This is a genomic window from Rhodoflexus caldus, from assembly GCF_021206925.1.
In the GTDB taxonomy this organism is placed as follows: Bacteria; Bacteroidota; Bacteroidia; order Cytophagales; family Thermoflexibacteraceae; genus Rhodoflexus; species Rhodoflexus caldus.
Genome location: NZ_JAJPRF010000024.1, coordinates 1 through 20,951 on the forward strand (window position 1 = coordinate 1; position 20,951 = coordinate 20,951).

Genomic DNA, 20,951 nt, shown 5'->3' on the forward strand with positions numbered 1-20,951 from the left:
GCCTTGCGGAGGCTAACAACCCTGTTTTACAAGCCATGCTTGCCCATAAAGCACAACCAAACTCTGTTATTGGCTAGTACTTAATGAAAAAGGCCGCCCCTTTTCGGACGGCCTCTTTGTTCTTACAATTCGCAAAAATTACTGACACTCATAAGTAATGTCTTGCGTGGCGGTGGTGTTAACACCTCCGGTTGTAGAAACCGTTACAGTGCGGATAATCAGGTTGCGGCTGTCCAGCGTATTGGTAATGTCGGATATGGTTGCGCCTGCCGGATTTCGCCCGATGATGCGTGTAGGTTGGCAGTTGGTGTAAGTCGTAGTAATGGTAGCCGCAAGCGTGCCTGCCCCGCTGCCTTCAAATTGCCGTTCGGTTTGCGGCTGCCCTTGTGCGTTGAAGTTCTCGTACAGGCTGTAGCCGATTTGTTGGTTGGTGGCATTGAAATCGGTGGTGCGAATCAGCCGTCCTTGACCATCGTACTCGTAGGTAACAGAGCCTGTTACTACGCCGTTGGTCGTGGTTACATCGCGCGTTTTGCGGCATCCGTTGTATTGCGATTCAACTACTGTGGTGGAGTTATTAAACGGTGATTGTACCGTAGTCGTACTTCTGATGTTTCGTCCTTGGTTGTCATAGGTCAGCGTGGTAGTTGTGGTAGTAGTAAATCCGCCCGCATTCAAAGTATTGACAAAGCGCGAAAGCAGTCGGTTGTTGTTCATAGTGGTGTATTCGTAGGTGAAAGTGCCTGTGCCGCCGCCTGCACCCGATATGGTCAGCGTAGAGCGAATAGGGAAACACAATGGCAGATTACAAGGATTTTCTCCTGTACAGAATCCGCCGCCGCCGGAGCGGGCACGAACGGTAATGGTTTGCCTTGCCTGCACCTCACCGCCCGGGCCGCGTGCCGTGAGCGTAACCGTATAAGTGCCTATCGTAGCATACGTTACTCGCGGATTATTTTGTGTGCTGTTGGGAATGGCAGGGCTTCCAAACGACCATGTTACCGATGTTGTATTGGTAGTGGTAGCCGTAAAAGTAACCTCTTCGCCTTCTTCCGGGCTGGCAGGGCTGAATGTGAACGAAGCCGTAGGCGCAGGTTGCGGAGCAGGCGTAACGGTCAGGTTTTTATTGACCGTTACCGAGCCGCCCGGCCCTGTGGCAACAAGCGTAATCTGATACGTTCCTGCCGTAGTGAAGGTGTGCGTTGGGTTTTGTTGCGTAGAACTGAAGCCCGCGGGATTGGAACTCCACTGGAATTGGTTGGCATTGGTTGCCGTTGCCGTAAAAGTTACCGCTTCGCCCGTGCGAGGTGATGCAGGGGTAAACGTAAAATCGGCAGTTGGGCGCGGAGCCGTAACGGTGAGTGTTTTATTGACTGTTACCGAGCCGCCCGCCCCTGTGGCAACAAGGGTAATTTGATAAGTGCCGGCAGTTGCAAACGCATGTGAGGGGTTTTGTTGCGTAGAGCTAAAGCCCGTAGGGTTGGAACTCCATTGATAGGAAGTTACATTTTGTCCGACGGCTGTAAAATTAACGGTTTGCCCCGTTTCGGGGGCAGCAGGTGTAAAGCTGAAATCCACATTGCTCGGCGGCGGATTGACCACCGTTACAGCCTTGGTAACGCGGATAGACCCTCCTGCACCCGTGATGGTAAGTGTAACCTGATACGTTCCTGCCTGTGTGAAAGTAAAGGTTGGGTTTTGGGTATTAGCAGTGAATACGGGTGGGTCGGAAGTCCACTGGAACGATGTCGCATTCTGTGCCGTGGCTGTAAACGATACGGTAGTTTGCGTAGTCGGATTGGCAGGACTGAACGTAAAATCGCCCGTAGGTGCGGGCGGCGGGTCTTCTTTCTTGCAATTGGAGGCAAGCAGTACGACGGCTGCCACAACGAGGTACGATAGTTTAGCGAGTTTTTTCATGGTATTTTTAGGAATTAAAAAAATGTTACACAAACACAGGTGGGAGTATCGGGAAACGGCAGTAAGGGCATCTTCGGCCGCCTTCAGTTTTCTAAAATGCCATACAATTTACAATATACTCGCTGTTAAAATGAAATTTCGGCCGTAAATCAGCTACTTTTACAGGCTTTATTACTGCTGCATTGCCATGAAAATTATGTTATTGGGCTATGGCAAAATGGGTAAAACCATTGAAACCATCGCCTTAGCCAAAGGATATACCATCACACACCGCATCACCATAGACAATCGGCATGAGTTGGACGACTATCGCCCCGGTGATGCAGACGTAGCCATAGAATTTACTTCTCCCGAGTCGGCGGTTGCCAATTTAGAATTCTGCCTGCGCAACCAACTGCCCGTAGTTTGCGGTACAACGGGTTGGCTGGCGCATTTTGAGGACATCAGCCGTCGTTTTCGCGAAGCCAACGGGGCGTTGTTCTATGCCTCTAATTACAGCATCGGGGTAAATATTTTCTTTGAACTCAACCGCCTGTTGGCGCAATGGATGGTGGCGCATCAAGCCTACAAACCTGCCATTACCGAAATTCACCATACGGAAAAAAAAGATGCGCCAAGCGGAACAGCCATCACGTTGGCAGAAGATATTTTGGCTGCCTACAAACAATTGCAAGGCTGGGGGCTTGTGCCACAAGCAAGCGATAACCAACTACCGATTACAGCCATTCGCGAGCCGCATGTGCCCGGCACGCACACCATCCGCTACGATTCGCCGATTGATACCATAGAAGTTACACACACGGCTCACAGCCGCGAAGGTTTTGCCCGAGGAGCACTGCAAGCCGCTGAATGGATAGTTGGCAAAAAAGGCGTATTCGGAATGAAAGACATGCTTGCTTTTTAGTCATTATTTAACAAAGTTGTAACGCAGGCAGGAGTTGCAACTTTGTTGCGGGGTATCTATCTTGCAAAAGTTTACCCCTTATTTAAATCTGTTAATCCTATGATGAATACCATTGTATCCGGCACATGGGTCGTATGGCTATGCCTTGTGTCAATCTTCTCTCCACCTGCTCCTTCCGTAATTTCTAACCAGTGCGAACAGTCCTACCGTCTGCTTATTAAAGAGTTAGACCGAAATGTTTTTTGGATTGCAGAAAATATTTATGGCGAATGTAATCAGTCTAACCTAATACAGGTAGATGTAGAACTGCCCGAGGCTGCTGCCCGAAAAACTACGTTAAAAGATTTTGATAAGTGGCTGATATTAGAGCGGCCGCTTAAACAATTGATAGACCATGAAACGCCGTTAGAGATACTGCCTACCAACGGTACGCTTTCCATACCTACCTTGGGAGTAAAGTTGCGCACCCCCAGTCACAATGAAGCGTTGGAAAAGATGTACCGCCAACAGTTCAATTCTCAATGTGCCCGTCATTGGAATCAGGGAATGCTCGAGCACGGAATAGACCTGCCCGTGATTAGCGGCAATGGTACGTGCAAGATGCTGTACGCTTCGCCTGATGGTTTGTACTTCAACTACAAAATAGACAAAGCCTATTACTTTGCCGACAGCCACCTGCTTATCGTTTTTACAAAAAACAACTCTTTCCGGTGCTACAGCGAAATAGCTACCATGCACGGATTTATGATATTGCGTATAAGCACCCCTTAAAATTAGTTCAAACGTGCCGAGAGCCTTACCCAGCAGTCAGGCGGAACGCCATTGCAGGCAGTAACATAGTCCGTATAGCTACATGGAATGGCTCGCGGCTTACCGAAATTAAGCAGTGCCGATTCCTCATGTGGTAACTCGAGCCACCATTTATCGCTCTGTGCGTGTTTGTAAAATACCAAACTGTAAGCCGTTCCGATGGGCACTACATATTTGATAAACTCAATGCCTGAAAAATCGGGCTGTTTGCTTTCTTTGTCATAGCCTTCAATAAAATACCACAACATGGTTGCCAGCAGCGATGCCATCAGTCCATAGGGGTCTTGTTGCGGTTGATAGCCGTACAGCCCGAACGATGAAAGATGCTCGCTTTTGCCCGCATACCATGCTATTTGGCAAGCCTCTTCCGTGGTCAGCCCGAACGGTACAGGCTGGTGTGGCGGGAAGAAAAAAGGCTTCAGCGCGCATACATCAAAACTTACCATATGCGCCGTCCTGATAAGCGGCTCGGCCTCTTTCATGTGGTCGCGCATTCTGCCAAGGCTCATCAGGTCAAAGCCAAGCCGCTGCCAAAGTTCTAAATGCGCCGTATCATTGATGTATTGCTGATAGCCGAGCAGCCCTGCACCCAATAAGAAATTAGGCTGACAGGTGATGATTTCATTTAAGTGGTCGGGCTTATCGCCGTGAATTTGCAAATCCAGCTTCTGGTCTATTTGCAGCACATACACCAATTGCCCTGCCGATTGGTAGGCCATAAATTGCCCTAAGTCCAGCTCATGCGCATGGCCTATGATGCAGGGAGTTATCCGTTTTTGCATCAAAAATTCGCAAACATCCTGCAAACGCAAGCGTGTTTCGGTAGCATCAATGCCTGCTTTCAGGCAACCCAAATCGGCTAATCGGTAGGTTTTATTGCTTTGGCGCAAGTTGTAAAAAGCCTTGCGAAAGGGGTCATCGGCAGAGGCCTCCCACCCGACAGTAAAAAAAGCAATATCAATGGACTGCCAGTCCGGCAAGGCTTGCAAATCGTTAAAAATAGCCGAACCCATCCCCGAAAAAGGATGTGTGGTATAGGCTGTCATATGCTCATGTACGCTTTCAAAAAGTAATGACAAAGTCATATCGGCAAAAGTATTGGGCAGTTGCAGCGGTAAAATTGCGAAATAACTTCGCAAAGTCTTGTAAGATAATGAGTTTTGTATAACTTTGCAGCCTGATTTTTAAAATCACGGTGTAAAGTAGTAAACCGTTGCCCCGGGAGGGGGCTAAATACTAAAATCGTATGGCAGTAAAAAAACTGAGACCAGTAACACCGGGTACTCGTTTTCGCATTGCGCCTACTTTCAGTGAGATTACAAAATCAACGCCCGAAAAGTCGTTGACTGTACCTCTGAAAAAAACAGGCGGACGAAACAATACCGGTAAGATGACCATGCGCTACATTGGCGGAGGTCATAAGCGCAAGTATCGCCTCATTGATTTCAAGCGGGACAAGCACAATGTGCCTGCAATCGTAGAGGCTATTGAGTACGATCCAAACCGTACAGCACGCATCGCTCTTCTGAAATACGAAGACGGTGAAAAACGTTACATCATTGCTCCGGAAGGAATTAAAGTTGGCCAAACCGTTATGTCAGGTGCTAACGTTGCTCCTGAATTGGGTAATGCCCTTCCTCTTGCATCTATTCCGGTAGGTACTATCGTTCACAACATCGAGCTGAAGCCCGGCGCAGGCGGCAACATTGCCCGCAGTGCAGGTTCTTATGCACAGTTGCTCGGACGCGACGGCAAATACGCATCTTTGCGTATGCCTTCAGGCGAAACCCGCTTGGTACTGACCACTTGCTTCGCTACCGTAGGTACTGTTTCTAACAGCGACCACATGAACGAAAGCGTAGGCAAAGCAGGTCGTAACCGTTGGAAAGGCATCCGTCCTCGCACCCGTGGTGTGGCGATGAACCCTGTAGATCACCCGATGGGTGGTGGTGAAGGACGTGCTTCAGGCGGTCATCCACGCTCACGCAAGGGCTTGTATGCAAAAGGCAAGAAGACACGCACGCCTAAGAAGTACTCAAATCGTTTTATTATTAGCAGGAGGAAGAAATAATTATGGGACGTTCGCTTAAGAAAGGGCCATATATAGACCACAACCTGGCCAAAAAAGTGGATGCCATGAATGCATCCAATAAAAAAGCGGTAATCAAAACATGGTCTCGCCGCTCAATGATATCCCCCGATTTTATCGGACATACTTTTGCCGTACACAATGGCAATAAGTTCATTCCTGTTTACGTAACAGATAACATGGTAGGTCATAAACTCGGAGAGTTTGCCCCTACACGCACCTTCAAAGGACACACAGCCAAAAAAGACAAAGGCAAAAGGTAAGATGGAAGCTATCGCAAAATTGAACAACTGCCCCACCTCGCCGCGCAAAATGCGTATGGTTGCCGATATGGTAAGAGGTCAGAAGGTAAGTCGGGCACTCAGCATATTGAAGTATGAAGCACGCTCCGGTGCTGCTAAACTCGAGAAACTCCTGCTGTCGGCAATTGCCAACTGGGAGCAAAAAAATCCTGATAAGAGAATCGAGGATGCCAACTTGTACGTGAAGACAATTTTTGTAAACGAAGGCAAAATGTTGAAGCGTCTCCGTCCTGCGCCGCAAGGCCGTGCACACCGTGTTCGCAAGCGTTCTAACCATGTTACCATCGTAGTAGATGAAATGCTGGGTATGAACATGGCAGCGCCTGTACAAGAAGAAACTCAAACTAACGCTTAAAAGGGGGATTCAAATCAATGGGACAAAAAGTTAATCCTATAGGTCTTAGATTAGGTATCATCAAAGGATGGGACTCTAATTGGTATGGTGGCAAAGATTTCTCTGAAAAGCTGGTTGAAGACGAGCAAATCAGAAAATATCTGAACGCCCGTATCCCCAAAGGCGGTATTTCACGCATTATCATTGAGCGTACACTCAAGCGCCTCACCATTACTATCAACACTGCTCGCCCGGGTGTGGTGATTGGTAAGCAAGGTGCCGAAGTGGACAAAATCAAAGAAGAATTGAAGAAACTGACCAAAAAGGATGTTCAAATCAATATCTTCGAGATTAAGCGCCCTGAAATAGATGCACGCCTGATTGGCCAAACCATTGCACAGCAATTGGAAGCACGTATTTCCTTCCGCCGTGCCATGAAAAAGGCTATCAGCGATGCCATGCGTGTAGGTGCTCAGGGTATCAAAGTGCGTTTGTCAGGCCGTTTGGGCGGTGCTGAAATGGCACGTACCGAAGAGTACAAAGAAGGTCGCGTACCTCTGCACACACTGCGTGCCGACATTGATTACGCCATTACTGAGGCTTTGACCGTTTACGGCAAAATCGGTATCAAAGTATGGGTATTCAAAGGTGAAGTTTATGGTCGTCCCGACTTGTCTCCTATCACCGGTACTTTGGCACGCAATGAAGGCGGCCAAGGCGGCGGCGAAGAGCGCAGCGGCGGTGAGCGTCGTCGTGGCGGTAATGAGCGCGGCGGTCGCGGTGGCAGCGAGCGTGGCCGTGGTGGACGCGGCGACCGTGGTGGTAACAACCGCGGTGGCGGAAAACGCAAGTAATATAGGTTTGATTATATTCCGAAAGGGCTGCCCTGAAAAGGGCAGCCTCTTTTATTTGCAACAAATCCCTACCTTTCTTCTGGTTGCTACCGCAAGCCGTAGCCGAACCTTATCCGACAAATAAGCGAATCTGCGTACCTTTGCAGTTCAAACAAAATATGCGTTAAAACGTTTTCCAATAAAAGTCAGCAGATATGGAGTTACACGAGCGATTGGAGGCCGGCATTATTCAAAGCCGTAACGGAAATCATTTAGCAGCTATTGAGCTTTTTGAAGCCATCTTGCAGCAAAAAAGTGATTACGTTCCGGCACTGTATCACATTGGCTACAATCACTTCCTGATGCAGCGTTTCGAGCTTGCCATGCACTACTACGAGCGTGCGCTGACCATAGAACCCGATAACGCACACATTATCAGTGAAAAAGCTGTCTTACTGTTCCATCAGGACGACAAAGAGGCATCGCTTGCCGCAATGAACCGTGCACAGGAGTTAGAACCCGAAAACCCTTACCGATATGCCAGTCGTGCGTTCATTAAAGATGCCATGGGCGATATCAAAGGTGCAATAGCCGATTATCAGCGAGCACTTGAATTAGACCCTGACGACGCGGTTTGTCTCAACAATTTGGGTTTGCTGGAAGAAAAGCTCGGCTATAAGGAAGCAGCCCAAAAGAAGTTTATCCGCGCCGATGAACTTGCCAAGAAATTAGGTTATTCTTTTAAAAACACTCCGCCTAAACCTGCCGAAAGCGCCGACAAGTTTTCCAATCAGCAGGCAGACGCTACCCAACCCGGGCGTTCGTCTCAACCCGAAAAGCCACAGCCGATAACGCCTGCCGAAACAAGCAAACGACAGCCCTCTGTTGGCCAAATGATGTGGCGCATTATTACAGACAGTAGCCTCCGCAGCGAGTTCTGGGAGTTTATTAAGCAAAAATTGGGTTTGACAAAAAAATAACAATAATTAGCCCTAAAAAAACACAATTTTTTCATTCCTTTTATTACATTTGATAAAAGCAAATCCCTGCGCATGAATGGTATCAAAGCAACTGCTCCGGCTTAGTTCGGACTATTTTTTTGTCTTTTATCAGCAGTTCTTCTATGGAAACCATTTATGTAAAGTCTCATAAGCTTGGCGAAAAGTTGCGCCGGTTTCTTATTGAAAAAAAGTTAAGCCATCGCTTTACGGTAAGTACCCAACCTGTTCATGCGAGCAACGCAACCATTGTTTATGATGAATTTGGGTTATCGCTGTCGCCTGATTGGTCTTCCGGAAGTATTCCGTTGATTTATGCCGCCGTTCAGCCTTCGGCAGGCAGTCTACTGGGCTTGCTTTCCCTCAAAAAGCATGATTATCAGGCTGCTTACAACTATCATAACGAAAATCACGACTTTCAGCGGGATATAACCCTTGCCTACCATATTTCGCAAGGTATGCTGATTAACAGTGAGATATTGGACGGCATGGAAGATGATGCCGAAACCATCACCGAACATGCTTGGCGCTACTATCACAATTTAGGTATTGCCTACTTCTACGGGCATCCGATGCGGCACATCAGCTATGAGCGGCAGAAAAATTACTTTGAAAAAGCCCTGCAACTTGCCCCTGATAAGATATGGCAGGCCTACACCACTTTGCACTACGCTCAGTTGCTGCTGCAACATCAGGAAACAGATGCAGCCTTGCAAATTTTACAGGCGACCCTTAGCAAGCAACTTGGCGAGGCAGCAGATAAAGCCGTTAAAATGCTGCTTATGAATGTGTTGATTTCAAAAATTGACCGAAAACCCGAGTTTCGTGATATTTTCACTGCCGAGGAACTGCTCCACGAGCTGTTGGCCTATTACGAAGAACATCACGAATACATCCAACAGGCCTTGCTGCTGATGGATGCTTCGCATTTGGCTGATATTCAAGGGTATAGAACCGAGGCTTATGGATATCTGAATCAGGCCATCAGTTTGTTGCAGCGCGAGCAGCTCCCTCAACTTGCGGCGCAGGCAATCATTCAAAAAAATCGGATGATGAATAATTGGGTTGGGCTTGTTTCCTGAATTGCGAGCTTCAATAAAGTTTTCGTACTTTGTTGATGTTTGTACAGAAAACGTATGACCACAATCAAACTTGCTTTGGACTGGTTTACCAACAGTCTGCACACAGGCATTGTAGTTGCACAGGCAAAAAATTGGTTTGCCGAGGCATCCATCGAGCTTTTACTGGTAAGCCCTGAATCAGATAATTATGCTACCGATACGCTGCAAAAACTCATCAACGGGAGTGTGGATATTGCGATTTGTCCGCCTGAGTTGCTGATAGAAGCCTACCAGAAAAATAACCGCGACTATGTGGCGGTGGCGGCGTTACTTCAATCGCAAGCTACCGGTTTTGCTGTTCGGGCTGCATCGGCCGGGGAAACATCCCGCTATGCCGCTCTCCAATTGCCGTATGAGGCGTTGATTGTTCAACACATGGCCAAATACGCCAGAATATCTGCTCCGCAAACGATTGTTGTTAATAAATTGGACACATGGGAGGCTTTTAAGAACAAAGAAGCCGAGCTTTGTTGGGGCTTTTACCCTTGGGAAGGCGCCGAGATGGAAACGAATGGTATTGCGGGGCGATGGATACCGTTGCATGAGGCCGATATTCCTTATCCTAACTGTCCGCTGCTGGTATGTAAGAAAAGTTGGGCGCAACAAAACAGCCGCTTGCTGAAAACATTGCTGCATGTAATTAGCGCCGGTTTTTATTTTGCGCACGACCACATCCGTGAAGCCATTGACATATTAGCAAAGCACATACCGACCAACGCACATTTCCATGAAAAAATGCTTTTTAAGGCGGTTGTTGCTACTAATCAGTTCAGTTTAGACATGTTTGAACGCTGGGGCACTATACAGATTCCGCTTTTTCGGCAATATCTTAACTGGCTGGGCGAAAATGGTGCGCTGCATTTTCAAATCAATGCAGAAGAAATGCTGACCAATGAGTTTTTGGAATAAATATCCGTTATTTGCCATGTGAAGCCGATGATACATTGCATCAATACATAGATTTTGTGGCAGATGCACGATTGAAATCCGAAATCCCGAATCCGAATTCCGAAATCCTACGCCGAGCTATGTTTTCAGCCGATGCACAAAACCAGTTTTTTGAATCCGTACTTTTTGAAGCAACGGGTTGGGAGCATCAAATAGAAGATATGCAGTTTTTGCATGGCGGCTGTATCAACAATGCCGTGCGGCTGCAAACCAATCGGGATAAGTATTTTTTGAAGTTTAATGAGTCGGCGGCAGCCTATGAAATGTTTGATGCCGAAGCAAGGGGGCTGCAACTTTTGGCAGCCACCGAGTCGCTCACTACGCCGCGAGTCATCCATGCGGGCAAGCAGCAGGGGCGTTCCTATTTGTTGTTGGAGTTTTTCGAGCCAACCATCCCGCAACGCAACTACTGGGAGCAATTAGGACATGGGCTTGCTAAACTGCATCGCCATCGGCAGCAGCAATTCGGGCTTGGTTTCAACAACTATATCGGCAGCTTGCCGCAAAGCAATGAGTGGATGAGCGATGGCATTGAATTTTTTATAGAAAAGCGGCTGCGTGTTCAGGCAGGGCTGGCCTACTACAATAATTTGATAGACAGTTCGTTATTAAGGCAATTAGATAGGTTTTACCAAAAGCTACCCGATTTGATACCTAATACTTCGGCATCATTGCTGCACGGCGACTTGTGGGGCGGAAATATTATCACAGGACACAGAGGAGAACCCTGTTTGATAGACCCTGCCGTATATTTCGGTTTCCGTGAGGCAGAAATCGCTTACACACAACTTTTTGGCGGGTTCGAGCAACATTTTTATGATGCCTACCGCGAGGTGATGCCCTTAGACGGCAACTTTCGCGAGCGTGTACCCATTTACAATCTGTATCCCCTGTTGGTTCATCTTAATCTGTTTGGCGAGAGCTATCTGAGCAGCATCGAGCAAACGCTCCGACGTTTTTTGTAATAATCTACTCAAACAATAAATTTCATTTTTTATGGGACAACAGTTACAAGGCTTCTACCGCGAAGCTACCGAATTGGGCGGTATTCCTGCACGCACCAAACTTTCCATCATGACCAAAATCTCATCCATTGAGGCGAGTGTTTTGGAAGATAAGCCCGAGGTAGTGGCCTCTTTTGCAAAAGCGATGGAGCATATCCGCAAAGAGTTTGGCAAAGCGCCGGAAAGTAGCCTAAACAACCCGCTGCCGCAAAGTTCGTCAAGTACGGTACAAGCAGACAATAGAAAAAATCTGAACTTACTTAGCGATTTTTTTGCTCAGCGCGAATTGTACCTTCGCAATGCAGATTTGCTGTTTTATCGTGTAACCGAGCTGTTATCGCAAATGATTCATGTTGAGCGTGCAAGCGTATGGCTGTATAATGCAGACCATTCAGCTATTGTTTGCCGCGATTTATTCACCAAATCCGATGCGCAGCATACGGCCGGGGCAATGCTGGAAGCTAAAATGTTTCCGCGTTATTTTGCCACTATCCGCACAGAGCGTACGCTGGCAGCCAATAACGCACACATACACCCGGGAACAAGTGAATTTAGTGAGCCCTATTTGAAGCCTTTGGGCATAAATTCTATGCTGGATGTCCCTATTTGGGTTAAAGGTGAAATGGTAGGAGTGCTGTGCCATGAGCACGTTGGTATGCCCCGTAATTGGACAGCCGAAGAGGAACAATTAGCCTATCTGATGGCCAATGTTTTGGCTACCTTTATGGAGTTCAATCAAATGTCATGAGTTTTAGCAACAGAATTACGGAACTGCTGAATATCCGATACCCCATTATTCAGGCAGGTATGGTATGGTGCAGCGGTTGGCGGTTGGCGGCTGCCGTATCCGGTGCCGGAGGTTTAGGCATCATTGGTGCCGGTTCTATGTATCCTGACGTGCTGCGCGAGCACATCCGCAAGTGCCGTGCGGCCTTGCCGCCCCAAACGACTTTCGCCGTTAATGTCCCTATGCTCTACCCCGATATTGATAAGCACATGGCTATCATTATGGAGGAGCAAGTACCTGTTGTGTTCACCTCGGCGGGCAACCCTGCCACTTGGACGGGCACGTTGAAAGCTACCGGCATTCGCGTGGTACACGTGGTTAGCAGTGTCAAATTTGCCCAAAAGGCCGAACAGGCAGGGGTAGATGCAGTAGTGGCAGAAGGCTTTGAGGCCGGCGGGCACAATGGCCGCGAGGAAACCACTACTTTCTGCCTGATTCCGATGGTGCGGCAGGCCATACAAATTCCGCTGATTGCTGCCGGCGGCATTGCCAACGGGGCGGGTATGTTGGCCGCCTTTGCGCTGGGGGCAGAGGGCGTGCAAATAGGCACTCGTTTTGCCGTTTCGGAGGAATCATCTGCCCATTCTGCATTTAAAGCAAAAGTTATCGGAATAAAGGAAGGCGAAACAGAGTTGGTTCTCAAACAGTTAGCTCCTGTGCGATTGATTAAAAATGAATTTTACCAACAAGTTAAACAGGCGGAACTGCGAGGTGCTACGGCCGAAGAACTGCGCACGCTGTTGGGCAGGGGGCGCGCCAAAAAAGGCATATTTGAAGGCGATATGACCGAAGGAGAATTGGAAATCGGGCAAATTGCCGCACTGATAGACAGCATTAAGCCTGCCGCACAGATAGTAGATGAAATTTGGCAGGAGTTCAGGCAGGAACTTAACCGATTGCGACAACTGCCTGCTTAAACTAAAAAAGTCATTCCGTTTCTGGGAATGACTTTTTTAGTTAGTTATACGGCTATTATCCGCCGAAGTCGTCAAATGCTACGTTTTCAGGTGGAATACCGAAATCATCGCACATTTTGAGCACGGCAGCGTTCATCATAGGCGGGCCGCAGAAATAGAATTCAATTTCTTCGGGCTCGGGGTGCTTAGAAAGATAGTTGTCAATAAACACCTGATGAATGAACCCTACAAAGCCGTCGCCTTCACCGTCAATACCGTTTTTCACTTGCCAGTTGTCTTCGGGCAGCGGTTCGGAAAGGGCAATGTAGTATTTGAAGTTAGGGAATTCTTGCTCAATCTTACGGAAGTGCTCGGTGTAGAACAGTTCGCGTTTAGAACGACCACCATACCAGAACGATACTTTACGGTCGGTTTTCATGGTGTGGAACAGGTGGAAGATATGCGAACGCAGAGGAGCCATACCTGCACCGCCGCCAATGTAAACCATTTCACGTTTGGTCGGCTTAATGAAGAACTCACCGTAAGGGCCTGAAATAGTTACCTTATCTCCCGGTTTGCGGGTAAATACGTAAGAAGAACATACGCCCGGATTAACATCCATCCATTTGTTGTTTGCACGATCCCATGGCGGAGTTGCAATACGGATGTTCAACATGATGATGTTACCTTCGGCCGGGTGGTTAGCCATAGAGTAGGCACGGAACACAGGCTCGGGGTTTTTCATTTTCAAATCCCACAGCTTGAACTTATCCCACTCAGGGCGGAACTTATCAGGGCCGGCGGGGTCATCAGGATGCGGGCGAATATCAATATCTTTAAAATCAACCTCAATGGCAGGCACGTCCACTTGGATATAACCACCGGATTGGAAGTTGAGGGTTTCGCCTTCGGGGAGTTTCACTACAAACTCTTTGATGAAAGAGGCTACGTTGTAATTGGAAACTACTTCACATTCCCATTTTTTGATGCCGAAGATTTCTTCGTGCACATGGATGTGCATGTCTTGCTTTACCTTTACCTGGCAGGCTAAGCGAACTTTTTGTTTCTGTTCGGTGCGGCTCAGGTGGCCTACTTCGGTTGGCAACACATCGCCGCCGCCGTCTTCTACCACGCACTTACACATGGCGCAGGTGCCGCCGCCGCCACAGGCAGAAGGTAAAAAGATTTTTTGGTTAGACAGGGTTGCCAATAGGGAAGAACCTGCCGGAACAATGAGCGGATTGGCTTCATCGCCATTGATTACGATTTTTACATCACCGGATTGTACCAATTTTGCCTGTGCAAAAAGCAGCAACAATACCAGCAGGATGATAAGCACCGTAAACGCAACGATAGATGCTATTACTACTGTTGTCATCGAAAGTGATTCGTTTAAGATTGGGTTACAAATATAAGCACTATCACAAATTTCTAAGTTCCTAACCGATTATTTAAGTGCATGGTTTTGCCAAATCGGAAATAATTCGGGGTTGGGTTCAGCCGATTTCGGCAATAACTGTTTTGCCTGCGGTGGTTTTTTGATTGAGTTCTACGGTAATTTTTGCATCCAAAGGCAAAAAAATATCCACACGCGAGCCAAATTTGATAAAGCCAAACTCTGAACCTTGCATTACGCGTTGGCCTTCCTCTACGTACCAGCAAATGCGGCGGGCAAGTGCGCCGGCAATCTGACGGAAAAGAACTTCCGTGCCTTTATCGTTTTGTACAACTATGGTGGTGCGTTCGTTGTCGGTGCTTGCTTTGGGGTGCCACGCCACCAGATACAGCCCCGGATGGTAGCGGAAATATTTCACCACACCTGAAATCGGATTGCGGTTTACGTGTACATTAAAAGGCGACATGAAGATGGAAACCTGTTTGCGTTTGTCTTTAAAGTATTCATTTTCAACGGTTTCCTCAATTACAACTACTTTGCCGTCGGCAGGGGCAATTACTTTGCCTGCTTGCACTTGTATTTCCACGTGCGGGTTGCGGAAAAATTGCAACACAATCAAAAAAAGTACAAGGCTGATAAGCAATACAATATTGTGTAGCAATTCTTGTGCGGGCAAGAAATAGTGTAATGCGACGTTCAGAACGGTCAGTACAACTAACGTCAGCAACAAAGTAGGGTATCCTTCGCGGTGGATAGTCATAGGTTTAACAGGTTCGTTTTAAAATGCTTCTTTTGGTTTGTCTTCGTAGGTGATGGCGCGCCAGAGCAAATCTTTCAACTCTTGCAGCCCTTGCTGTGCCACTGAGGAAATAAAAACGGCAGGAATGCCCTCGGGCAGTTCTTTACTCATGGCCTCTTTCAGTTCTTCATCAATCATATCGGCTTTGGTAACGGCAAGCAGGCGTTTTTTGTCCAGTAGTTCGGGGTTATGCTTGCGCAGTTCGTTCAGCAGGATGTCGTATTCCTTGCGGATGTCTTTGCTGTCCACAGGTATCATAAAAAGCAATACCGAATTGCGCTCGATGTGCCGGAGGAATCGCAGCCCGAGGCCTTTACCTTCGGCGGCACCTTCTATAATGCCCGGAATATCTGCCACTATGAAAGAGCGGTCGTCGCGATAGCGCACTACTCCCAAATTGGGCGTAATGGTGGTAAACGGATAGTCGGCTATTTCGGGTTTGGCGGCAGAGATGACAGACAATAAGGTAGACTTGCCCGCATTGGGGAAACCTACCAGCCCGACATCGGCCAATACTTTGAGTTCCAGAATAATCCACGCTTCTTCAAAAGGCTCGCCCGGTTGCGCATAGCGCGGCGCCTGATTGGTGGGGGTGGCAAAGTGTTGATTGCCAAGCCCGCCGCGTCCGCCTTTGAGCAAGATAATCTCCTGACCATCTTCCATGATTTCCGCCATTTTCTCTCCAGTTTCGGCATGGCGCGCAACCGTGCCTATGGGGACTTCAATAATCAGGTCTTCGCCTTGTTTGCCGGTGCAGTTTTGTCCTGTGCCGGGTGCGCCGTTTTGGGCTTTGAGGTGTTTGGTGTATTTCAGGTGCAGCAGCGTCCAGAGTTGCGCATTGCCACGCAGGATGATATGCCCGCCGCGTCCGCCGTCTCCACCGTCGGGGCCTCCTTTGGGGGCATATTTCTCGCGGCGAAAGTGTATGGAACCGGGGCCTCCTGCGCCTGAGCGGCAGTAGATTTTGACGTAGTCTATGAAATTAGGTGATGACATTCTCTCTTAAATGGGGCGCAAGTTACTCATTTATGCCTAATTTCGCGGCAGAAAATCATTACCTACTGAAAATCAACAACTATTCACCATATTTAATCATGACCACAAAAGGGCCGATTTCACAATTTATCGAAAAAAACTACCGCCATTTTAACGCTGCCGCATTAGTAGATGCTGCCAAAGGCTACGAGGCGCATCTGGAAAAAGGCGGCCTGATGTTTATGACGCTGGCGGGGGCAATGTCCACAGCCGAATTGGGCATTTCTCTGGCCGAGATGATTCGTCAGGGCAAAGTACATGCCATTACCTGTACCGGTGCCAACTTAGAGGAAGACGTATTTAACCTCGTGGCTCACGATTTCTACAAACGAATCCCGCGCTACCGCGACCTGACGCCGGCCGAAGAATGGGATTTGATGGAAAACGGCTTCAACCGCGTTACCGATACCTGCATCCCCGAAGGAGAAGCCATCCGCCGCATCGAGAAGCATATTTTTGAACTTTGGAAAGCTGCTGACGACAAAGGCGAGCGTTATTTGCCGCATGAGTTTTTCTATCAACTGCTGAAAAGCGGAGTTTTGGAGCAGTATTATCAAATCCCGCCTAAGGATTCATGGTTGCTGGCTGCCTGCGAGCGCAACCTGCCTATTTTCGTTCCGGGATGGGAAGACTCTACGCTGGGTAACATCTTCGCTTCGTACTGCATCACAGGCGAGCTGAAGCCTTCTACCATGAAAAGCGGTATTGAGTATATGACCAGCCTTGCGCAATGGTACATTGACAACCACAAAACAGGCAACGGTATTGGTTTCTTCCAAATTGGCGGCGGCATTGCGGGCGATTTCCCCATCTGCGTGGTGCCTATGTTGAAGCAAGATTTGGAAATGGATGAAATCAGCTTCTGGGCGTATTTCTGCCAAATTTCCGACTCTACTACCAGCTACGGCTCATATAGTGGTGCTGTTCCCAATGAAAAAATTTCATGGGGTAAATTGCATGTCAATTCGCCTTCTTATGTGATTGAGTCCGATGCAACCATTGTTGCGCCGTTGATTTTTGCTTACGTGTTAGGTCAATAAATTGCAATAACAAAAACATATGTAATGAGGCTGCTTCCCGCAAGGAGGCAGCCTCAAATTTTTTGTATACAATTAAATGTTAATGTGTTTAGTTTTAAGCATTTTTCTTTGAAACGGTGTACTTTTTTAATTAAAAGCCCTTTTTTAAAGGCTTAATATGAATTTTTGATGTGTTTTCACAGAAAAACGCCTTAAAAATTTGACCTGTATTTTAAAAAACGTAATTTTGGATACTACCAAAATTCAAAGTGTTTATGATGAAAAAGTGGACTCTTCCGTTTGCCCTGCTGGTGTTAGTTTCTTTGTGGGGATTGGTGCCGACAGTAACGCCCGCGCCTAATCCCGAACAGCCGATTAATACAGGCGATACGGCTTGGATGTTGGCAGCCGCAGGTTTAGTACTGCTCATGACCCCCGGCTTGGCATTTTTTTACGGCGGCATGGTGCGTTTCAAAAATGTGGTTTCTACCATGTTGCAGAGTTTTATTGCATTAGGCATAGTAAGCGTATTGTGGGTAGTGGTAGGTTTCAGCCTTGCCTTTGGCGATTCCTTTGGCGGGATTGTGGGTAACCCAACTACTTTCATGATGTTCAATAACGTGGGGTTGGCAACGCACCCCGACCTTTCGCCCACCATTCCGTTCGCACTTTTTGCTTTGTTTCAACTCAAATTCGCAATTATTACTCCTGCCCTGATTACGGGCGGTTTTGCAGAGCGCATACGTTTTTCATCGTTTATTTTGTTCATTACCTTATTCTGCCTGTTTATTTATGCACCGCTGGCACACTGGACATGGCATCCCGAAGGTTTCCTGCGCAAGTGGGGCGTGCTTGACTTTGCAGGCGGTACTGTTGTGCATATTTCTGCCGGTTTTGCTGCCCTTGCGGGTGCAATGGTGCTTGGCCGCCGCAAAGACCATGGCAAAGAGCACGCTCCCTACAATATACCTTTCATCCTGCTTGGCACGGGGCTGCTGTGGTTTGGCTGGTTTGGCTTCAATGCCGGCTCGGCGCTGGGTGCTAACGAATTGGCGGCTTCTGCTTTTATGAATACCAACACGGCTTCAGCGGCTGCCATGCTGGCATGGGTGTTTTTTGATGGCATGACGGGCAAGAAACCTTCTGCATTGGGAGCTTGCATTGGTGCGGTAGTCGGTTTGGTGGCCATTACACCCGCTGCGGGCTTCGTTACGGTAGGGCAAAGCCTGTTCATCGGTACGATAGCTGCTGTTATTAGCAATCTGGCGGTGCGTGTCAAAACCCGCTCTTCGTTAGATGACACGCTGGACGTATTCCCCTGCCACGGTCTGGGTGGCATCGTTGGTATGATTGCCACAGGTATTTTTGCCAAAGATGTGGGCTTGTTCTACGGTCAGACGCAGACTTTTATGTACCACCTGCTCGGCTTGGCGATTGTATCGGTGTTCACTTTTGGAGGTTCGTGGTTGCTGTATAAATTCACTGCCTTGCTTATCCCTATTCGGGTACGTCCTGAATTTGAAACCGAAGGGTTAGACGTTTCGCAGCACAGTGAAAAAGCCAATGACGTGGAAAATATTTTCCACAGTGTTACACATAAGAACGGTAGAACTGCCGCTAAGGAGTATTACGAAGAAGAATTGCTTTAATGCCTAAGTCTAAATTTAGGCGTATTTGCCAGCACGCTGATTTTTAATCCAAACTATCGGTTGGCTTATTTGATTTCTTCGTAGTCCACATATTCGCCGTCGGAGAAGTTCCGGCGGCTTTTTTTATTGGCTGCTGTTTGGCGGATTATGATTTCATCCTCCGGTTGAAAGATGCGATTGACACGCCGCGCCACCCGAATGATGCTTCCCGAAAAGCGGATGAGAAAATAAAGGAACAAAAACAGCAGCAGCAGTGTTTTTAACATGATGTACGATGGAAATAGGTATGCAAAATTAGCGAAGCCGTCGGACTTCTCATTTGACCATCTCACTTTTGCCCGTTAAATACGTATATTTGCCCACCTTTTTTCTCATAAAAATATGTTGCAAAGCATTTTATTATTCCTCGGAAGTATCGGCGGCCCTGAGTTGTTGCTGATTCTGTTCGTAATTCTGCTTTTCTTCGGTGCGAAGAAATTGCCCGAACTGGCTCGCGGCTTAGGCAGAGGCATTCGCGAGTTTAAAGATGCCACCCGTGAAATTAAAGACGAAATTGAACAGGGCGTAAAAGAACAGCCCAAACAATAAATCTTTATGTATTTGTGTTGCGCCTGACAGGTTTCCGAAATCTGTCAGGTGTTATTATTGCCCAAACCTAAACTTCTTCTAACTTGTACCGCTCTTTTGCCGATATCCGCACCGCCTTGTCGCAAGGTTCAACTACGGTAGCTTCCTTGGTGCAGCATTACATAGATGTTGTTGCCCAAAGGAACGGAGAACTCAACGCTTTTTTGGAAACATACAACGAGGAAGCGTTGCAACAGGCACATCAGATTGACCAAAAAATCGCTGACGGCCGTGCAGGCAGGCTCGCAGGCATGGTCATCGGGCTGAAAGATGTCATTTGCTACCAAAATCACCGTTTACAAGCAGCGAGCCGCATTTTAGATGGTTTTCACTCCCAGTTTTCGGCTACTGTGGTAGAGCGATTGCTGGCCGAAGATGCCATTATATTAGGCAGGCAAAACTGCGATGAGTTTGCAATGGGTTCATCCAGCGAAAACTCGGCGTTTGGTGCTGTGCGCAATGCTGCCGATATCAACCGCGTGCCCGGTGGTTCTTCGGGCGGCTCGGCAGTGGCTGTGCAGGCACATATGTGTACCGCTTCATTAGGAACGGATACGGGCGGCTCGGTGCGCCAACCGGCTTCCTTTTGCGGGCTTGTCGGCGTAAAGCCTACCTACGGTCGCCTTTCGCGGCACGGGTTGCTGGCTTATGCCTCATCTTTTGACTGCATCGGTACACTTACGCATACGGTTGAAGACGCGGCACTGCTGTTAGAAGTTATGGCCGGTGCCGATAATTTTGACAGCACTGCTTCTACCCAACCCGTAACGCCTTACAGCAAGCAGGTAGAAGAACAACCCAAGCGCGGCAAAGTTGCCTACATCCGCGAAACGGTAGAAAGCGAAGGCGTAAGCTCGGAGGTAAAAGAACATATCCTGCGGGCAATTGAAATGCTGCGAAGCGAAGGGTTTACCGTAGAAGCCGTTGATTTTCCGCTGCTGGAATACATTTTGCCTACATACTACATTCTTACGACAGCCGAGGCAAGCACCAACTTGGCGCGCTACGACGGTGTCCGCTACGGCTATCGCAGCCCCCGTGCAACCGACTTGGAAAGTCTTTACAAACTCACCCGCTCGGAGGCTTTCGGCAAGGAAGTACAGCGCCGTATCTTGCTCGGAACGTTCGTTTTGAGCGCAAGTTATTACGACGCTTATTTTACCAAAGCACAGCGCGTTCGTCGCCTGATTATGGAGAAAACCAAGGCAATTCTTGCCGAATATGACTTCATTTTGTCGCCAACCTCACCTACAACCGCATTCAGAGTAGGGGAATTGAGCGATAATCCGTTGCAAATGTATTTGGCAGATATTTTCTCGGTACAGGCCAACGTGGCAGGCATTCCGGCCATTTCTATCCCTTGCGGCAACGACACAGAGGGGATGTCCATAGGGCTTCAAGTAATGGGGAATTTCTTTGAAGAAGCGAAAATGCTTGCTTTTGCTCGCTTTTTAATGGAAAAATGTGCAAATTAACACCC

The 20,951-nt window shown here is 48.0% G+C and carries 22 protein-coding genes; 16 read left to right on the forward strand and 6 right to left on the reverse strand.

Annotation, left to right across the window (positions count from 1 at the left end):
- Positions 1–138: 138 nt before the first annotated feature.
- Entirely contained in the window at positions 139–1,920 is a 1,782-nt protein-coding gene (locus NDK19_RS16230) for a PKD domain-containing protein (RefSeq protein ID WP_250632961.1), read from the reverse strand.
- 187 nt (positions 1,921–2,107) lie between these two features.
- On the opposite strand from NDK19_RS16230, the gene dapB reads away from it, so the two are divergent.
- Together dapB and NDK19_RS16240 are read left to right on the forward strand one after the other, a co-directional pair.
- A complete protein-coding gene (dapB, locus tag NDK19_RS16235; protein WP_250632962.1) occupies positions 2,108–2,824 on the forward strand; it encodes a 4-hydroxy-tetrahydrodipicolinate reductase in 717 nt (238 codons plus the stop codon).
- 99 nt (positions 2,825–2,923) lie between these two features.
- Positions 2,924–3,595, forward strand: coding sequence for a hypothetical protein (locus NDK19_RS16240; protein WP_250632963.1), 672 nt, complete (start codon positions 2,924–2,926; stop codon positions 3,593–3,595).
- A 2-nt stretch (positions 3,596–3,597) separates the two neighbouring features.
- Here the strand turns inward: NDK19_RS16240 and NDK19_RS16245 are convergent, their stop codons facing one another.
- The gene (locus NDK19_RS16245; protein ID WP_250632964.1) at positions 3,598–4,773 is read right to left on the reverse strand and encodes an arginase family protein; all 1,176 of its coding nucleotides are present in this window, start codon (positions 4,771–4,773) and stop codon (positions 3,598–3,600) included.
- A 107-nt stretch (positions 4,774–4,880) separates the two neighbouring features.
- On the opposite strand from NDK19_RS16245, the gene rplB reads away from it, so the two are divergent.
- From rplB to NDK19_RS16295, 10 genes are all read left to right on the forward strand, one after another.
- Positions 4,881–5,705 (forward strand): 50S ribosomal protein L2, encoded by an 825-nt coding sequence (rplB, locus tag NDK19_RS16250; protein WP_250632965.1) that lies wholly within the window; start codon positions 4,881–4,883, stop codon positions 5,703–5,705.
- 2 nt (positions 5,706–5,707) lie between these two features.
- Positions 5,708–5,986 carry a 30S ribosomal protein S19 gene (rpsS, locus tag NDK19_RS16255; protein WP_250632966.1) on the forward strand — a complete coding sequence of 93 codons (279 nt, stop codon included), beginning with the start codon at positions 5,708–5,710 and terminating at the stop codon, positions 5,984–5,986.
- Between the two features lies 1 nt (position 5,987).
- Entirely contained in the window at positions 5,988–6,380 is a 393-nt protein-coding gene (rplV, locus tag NDK19_RS16260) for a 50S ribosomal protein L22 (protein WP_250632967.1), read from the forward strand.
- Between the two features lie 17 nt (positions 6,381–6,397).
- The gene (gene rpsC, locus NDK19_RS16265; RefSeq protein WP_250632968.1) at positions 6,398–7,213 is read left to right on the forward strand and encodes a 30S ribosomal protein S3; all 816 of its coding nucleotides are present in this window, start codon (positions 6,398–6,400) and stop codon (positions 7,211–7,213) included.
- A 194-nt stretch (positions 7,214–7,407) separates the two neighbouring features.
- A complete protein-coding gene (locus NDK19_RS16270) occupies positions 7,408–8,172 on the forward strand; it encodes a tetratricopeptide repeat protein (RefSeq protein WP_250632969.1) in 765 nt (254 codons plus the stop codon).
- Between the two features lie 143 nt (positions 8,173–8,315).
- Positions 8,316–9,272 carry a hypothetical protein gene (locus NDK19_RS16275; protein WP_250632970.1) on the forward strand — a complete coding sequence of 319 codons (957 nt, stop codon included), beginning with the start codon at positions 8,316–8,318 and terminating at the stop codon, positions 9,270–9,272.
- A gap of 54 nt (positions 9,273–9,326) precedes the next feature.
- On the forward strand, positions 9,327–10,220 hold the full coding sequence (locus tag NDK19_RS16280; protein WP_250632971.1) for an ABC transporter substrate-binding protein: 894 nt from the start codon (positions 9,327–9,329) through the stop codon (positions 10,218–10,220).
- Between the two features lie 119 nt (positions 10,221–10,339).
- Positions 10,340–11,224, forward strand: coding sequence for a fructosamine kinase family protein (locus tag NDK19_RS16285; protein ID WP_250632972.1), 885 nt, complete (start codon positions 10,340–10,342; stop codon positions 11,222–11,224).
- Positions 11,225–11,255: 31 nt separating this feature from the next.
- A complete protein-coding gene (locus NDK19_RS16290) occupies positions 11,256–12,011 on the forward strand; it encodes a GAF domain-containing protein (protein WP_250632973.1) in 756 nt (251 codons plus the stop codon).
- Positions 12,008–12,967, forward strand: a complete 960-nt coding sequence (locus NDK19_RS16295) for an NAD(P)H-dependent flavin oxidoreductase (protein ID WP_250632974.1) — start codon at positions 12,008–12,010, stop codon at positions 12,965–12,967. Before NDK19_RS16290 ends, NDK19_RS16295 begins: the two co-directional genes overlap by 4 nt.
- Before the next feature lie 55 nt (positions 12,968–13,022).
- Here the strand turns inward: NDK19_RS16295 and nqrF are convergent, their stop codons facing one another.
- From nqrF to obgE, 3 genes are all read right to left on the reverse strand, one after another.
- Entirely contained in the window at positions 13,023–14,324 is a 1,302-nt protein-coding gene (gene nqrF / locus NDK19_RS16300) for an NADH:ubiquinone reductase (Na(+)-transporting) subunit F (protein ID WP_250632975.1), read from the reverse strand.
- Positions 14,325–14,442: 118 nt separating this feature from the next.
- Complete coding sequence (locus tag NDK19_RS16305; RefSeq protein ID WP_250632976.1) at positions 14,443–15,102, reverse strand: phosphatidylserine decarboxylase family protein; 660 nt, start codon at positions 15,100–15,102, stop codon at positions 14,443–14,445.
- Positions 15,103–15,120: 18 nt separating this feature from the next.
- Positions 15,121–16,137, reverse strand: coding sequence for a GTPase ObgE (gene obgE, locus NDK19_RS16310; RefSeq protein ID WP_250632977.1), 1,017 nt, complete (start codon positions 16,135–16,137; stop codon positions 15,121–15,123).
- Positions 16,138–16,235: 98 nt separating this feature from the next.
- Between obgE and NDK19_RS16315 the strand changes: the two genes are divergently transcribed.
- The gene (locus NDK19_RS16315) at positions 16,236–17,216 is read left to right on the forward strand and encodes a deoxyhypusine synthase family protein (protein ID WP_250632978.1); all 981 of its coding nucleotides are present in this window, start codon (positions 16,236–16,238) and stop codon (positions 17,214–17,216) included.
- A 254-nt stretch (positions 17,217–17,470) separates the two neighbouring features.
- Positions 17,471–18,844, forward strand: coding sequence for an ammonium transporter (locus tag NDK19_RS16320; protein ID WP_250632979.1), 1,374 nt, complete (start codon positions 17,471–17,473; stop codon positions 18,842–18,844).
- Positions 18,845–18,909: 65 nt separating this feature from the next.
- On the opposite strand, the gene NDK19_RS16325 is transcribed toward NDK19_RS16320, so the two are convergent.
- A complete protein-coding gene (locus NDK19_RS16325) occupies positions 18,910–19,110 on the reverse strand; it encodes a hypothetical protein (RefSeq protein ID WP_250632980.1) in 201 nt (66 codons plus the stop codon).
- Positions 19,111–19,225: 115 nt separating this feature from the next.
- Between NDK19_RS16325 and NDK19_RS16330 the strand changes: the two genes are divergently transcribed.
- Entirely contained in the window at positions 19,226–19,432 is a 207-nt protein-coding gene (locus tag NDK19_RS16330; RefSeq protein ID WP_250632981.1) for a Sec-independent protein translocase subunit TatA/TatB, read from the forward strand.
- A gap of 83 nt (positions 19,433–19,515) precedes the next feature.
- Complete coding sequence (gene gatA / locus NDK19_RS16335; RefSeq protein WP_250632982.1) at positions 19,516–20,946, forward strand: Asp-tRNA(Asn)/Glu-tRNA(Gln) amidotransferase subunit GatA; 1,431 nt, start codon at positions 19,516–19,518, stop codon at positions 20,944–20,946.
- Positions 20,947–20,951 lie beyond the last annotated feature (5 nt).

Coding starts and splice junctions, on each gene's coding strand:
- NDK19_RS16230 (WP_250632961.1), bottom strand. CDS start 1,920: ATGAAAAAACTCGCTAAACTATCGTACCTCGTTGTGGCAGCCGTCGTA.
- dapB (WP_250632962.1), top strand. CDS start 2,108: ATGAAAATTATGTTATTGGGCTATGGCAAAATGGGTAAAACCATTGAA.
- NDK19_RS16240 (WP_250632963.1), top strand. CDS start 2,924: ATGATGAATACCATTGTATCCGGCACATGGGTCGTATGGCTATGCCTT.
- rplB (WP_250632965.1), top strand. CDS start 4,881: ATGGCAGTAAAAAAACTGAGACCAGTAACACCGGGTACTCGTTTTCGC.
- rpsS (WP_250632966.1), top strand. CDS start 5,708: ATGGGACGTTCGCTTAAGAAAGGGCCATATATAGACCACAACCTGGCC.
- rplV (WP_250632967.1), top strand. CDS start 5,988: ATGGAAGCTATCGCAAAATTGAACAACTGCCCCACCTCGCCGCGCAAA.
- rpsC (WP_250632968.1), top strand. CDS start 6,398: ATGGGACAAAAAGTTAATCCTATAGGTCTTAGATTAGGTATCATCAAA.
- NDK19_RS16270 (WP_250632969.1), top strand. CDS start 7,408: ATGGAGTTACACGAGCGATTGGAGGCCGGCATTATTCAAAGCCGTAAC.
- NDK19_RS16275 (WP_250632970.1), top strand. CDS start 8,316: ATGGAAACCATTTATGTAAAGTCTCATAAGCTTGGCGAAAAGTTGCGC.
- NDK19_RS16280 (WP_250632971.1), top strand. CDS start 9,327: ATGACCACAATCAAACTTGCTTTGGACTGGTTTACCAACAGTCTGCAC.
- NDK19_RS16285 (WP_250632972.1), top strand. CDS start 10,340: ATGTTTTCAGCCGATGCACAAAACCAGTTTTTTGAATCCGTACTTTTT.
- NDK19_RS16290 (WP_250632973.1), top strand. CDS start 11,256: ATGGGACAACAGTTACAAGGCTTCTACCGCGAAGCTACCGAATTGGGC.
- NDK19_RS16295 (WP_250632974.1), top strand. CDS start 12,008: ATGAGTTTTAGCAACAGAATTACGGAACTGCTGAATATCCGATACCCC.
- nqrF (WP_250632975.1), bottom strand. CDS start 14,324: ATGACAACAGTAGTAATAGCATCTATCGTTGCGTTTACGGTGCTTATC.
- NDK19_RS16305 (WP_250632976.1), bottom strand. CDS start 15,102: ATGACTATCCACCGCGAAGGATACCCTACTTTGTTGCTGACGTTAGTT.
- obgE (WP_250632977.1), bottom strand. CDS start 16,137: ATGTCATCACCTAATTTCATAGACTACGTCAAAATCTACTGCCGCTCA.
- NDK19_RS16315 (WP_250632978.1), top strand. CDS start 16,236: ATGACCACAAAAGGGCCGATTTCACAATTTATCGAAAAAAACTACCGC.
- NDK19_RS16320 (WP_250632979.1), top strand. CDS start 17,471: ATGATGAAAAAGTGGACTCTTCCGTTTGCCCTGCTGGTGTTAGTTTCT.
- NDK19_RS16325 (WP_250632980.1), bottom strand. CDS start 19,110: ATGTTAAAAACACTGCTGCTGCTGTTTTTGTTCCTTTATTTTCTCATC.
- NDK19_RS16330 (WP_250632981.1), top strand. CDS start 19,226: ATGTTGCAAAGCATTTTATTATTCCTCGGAAGTATCGGCGGCCCTGAG.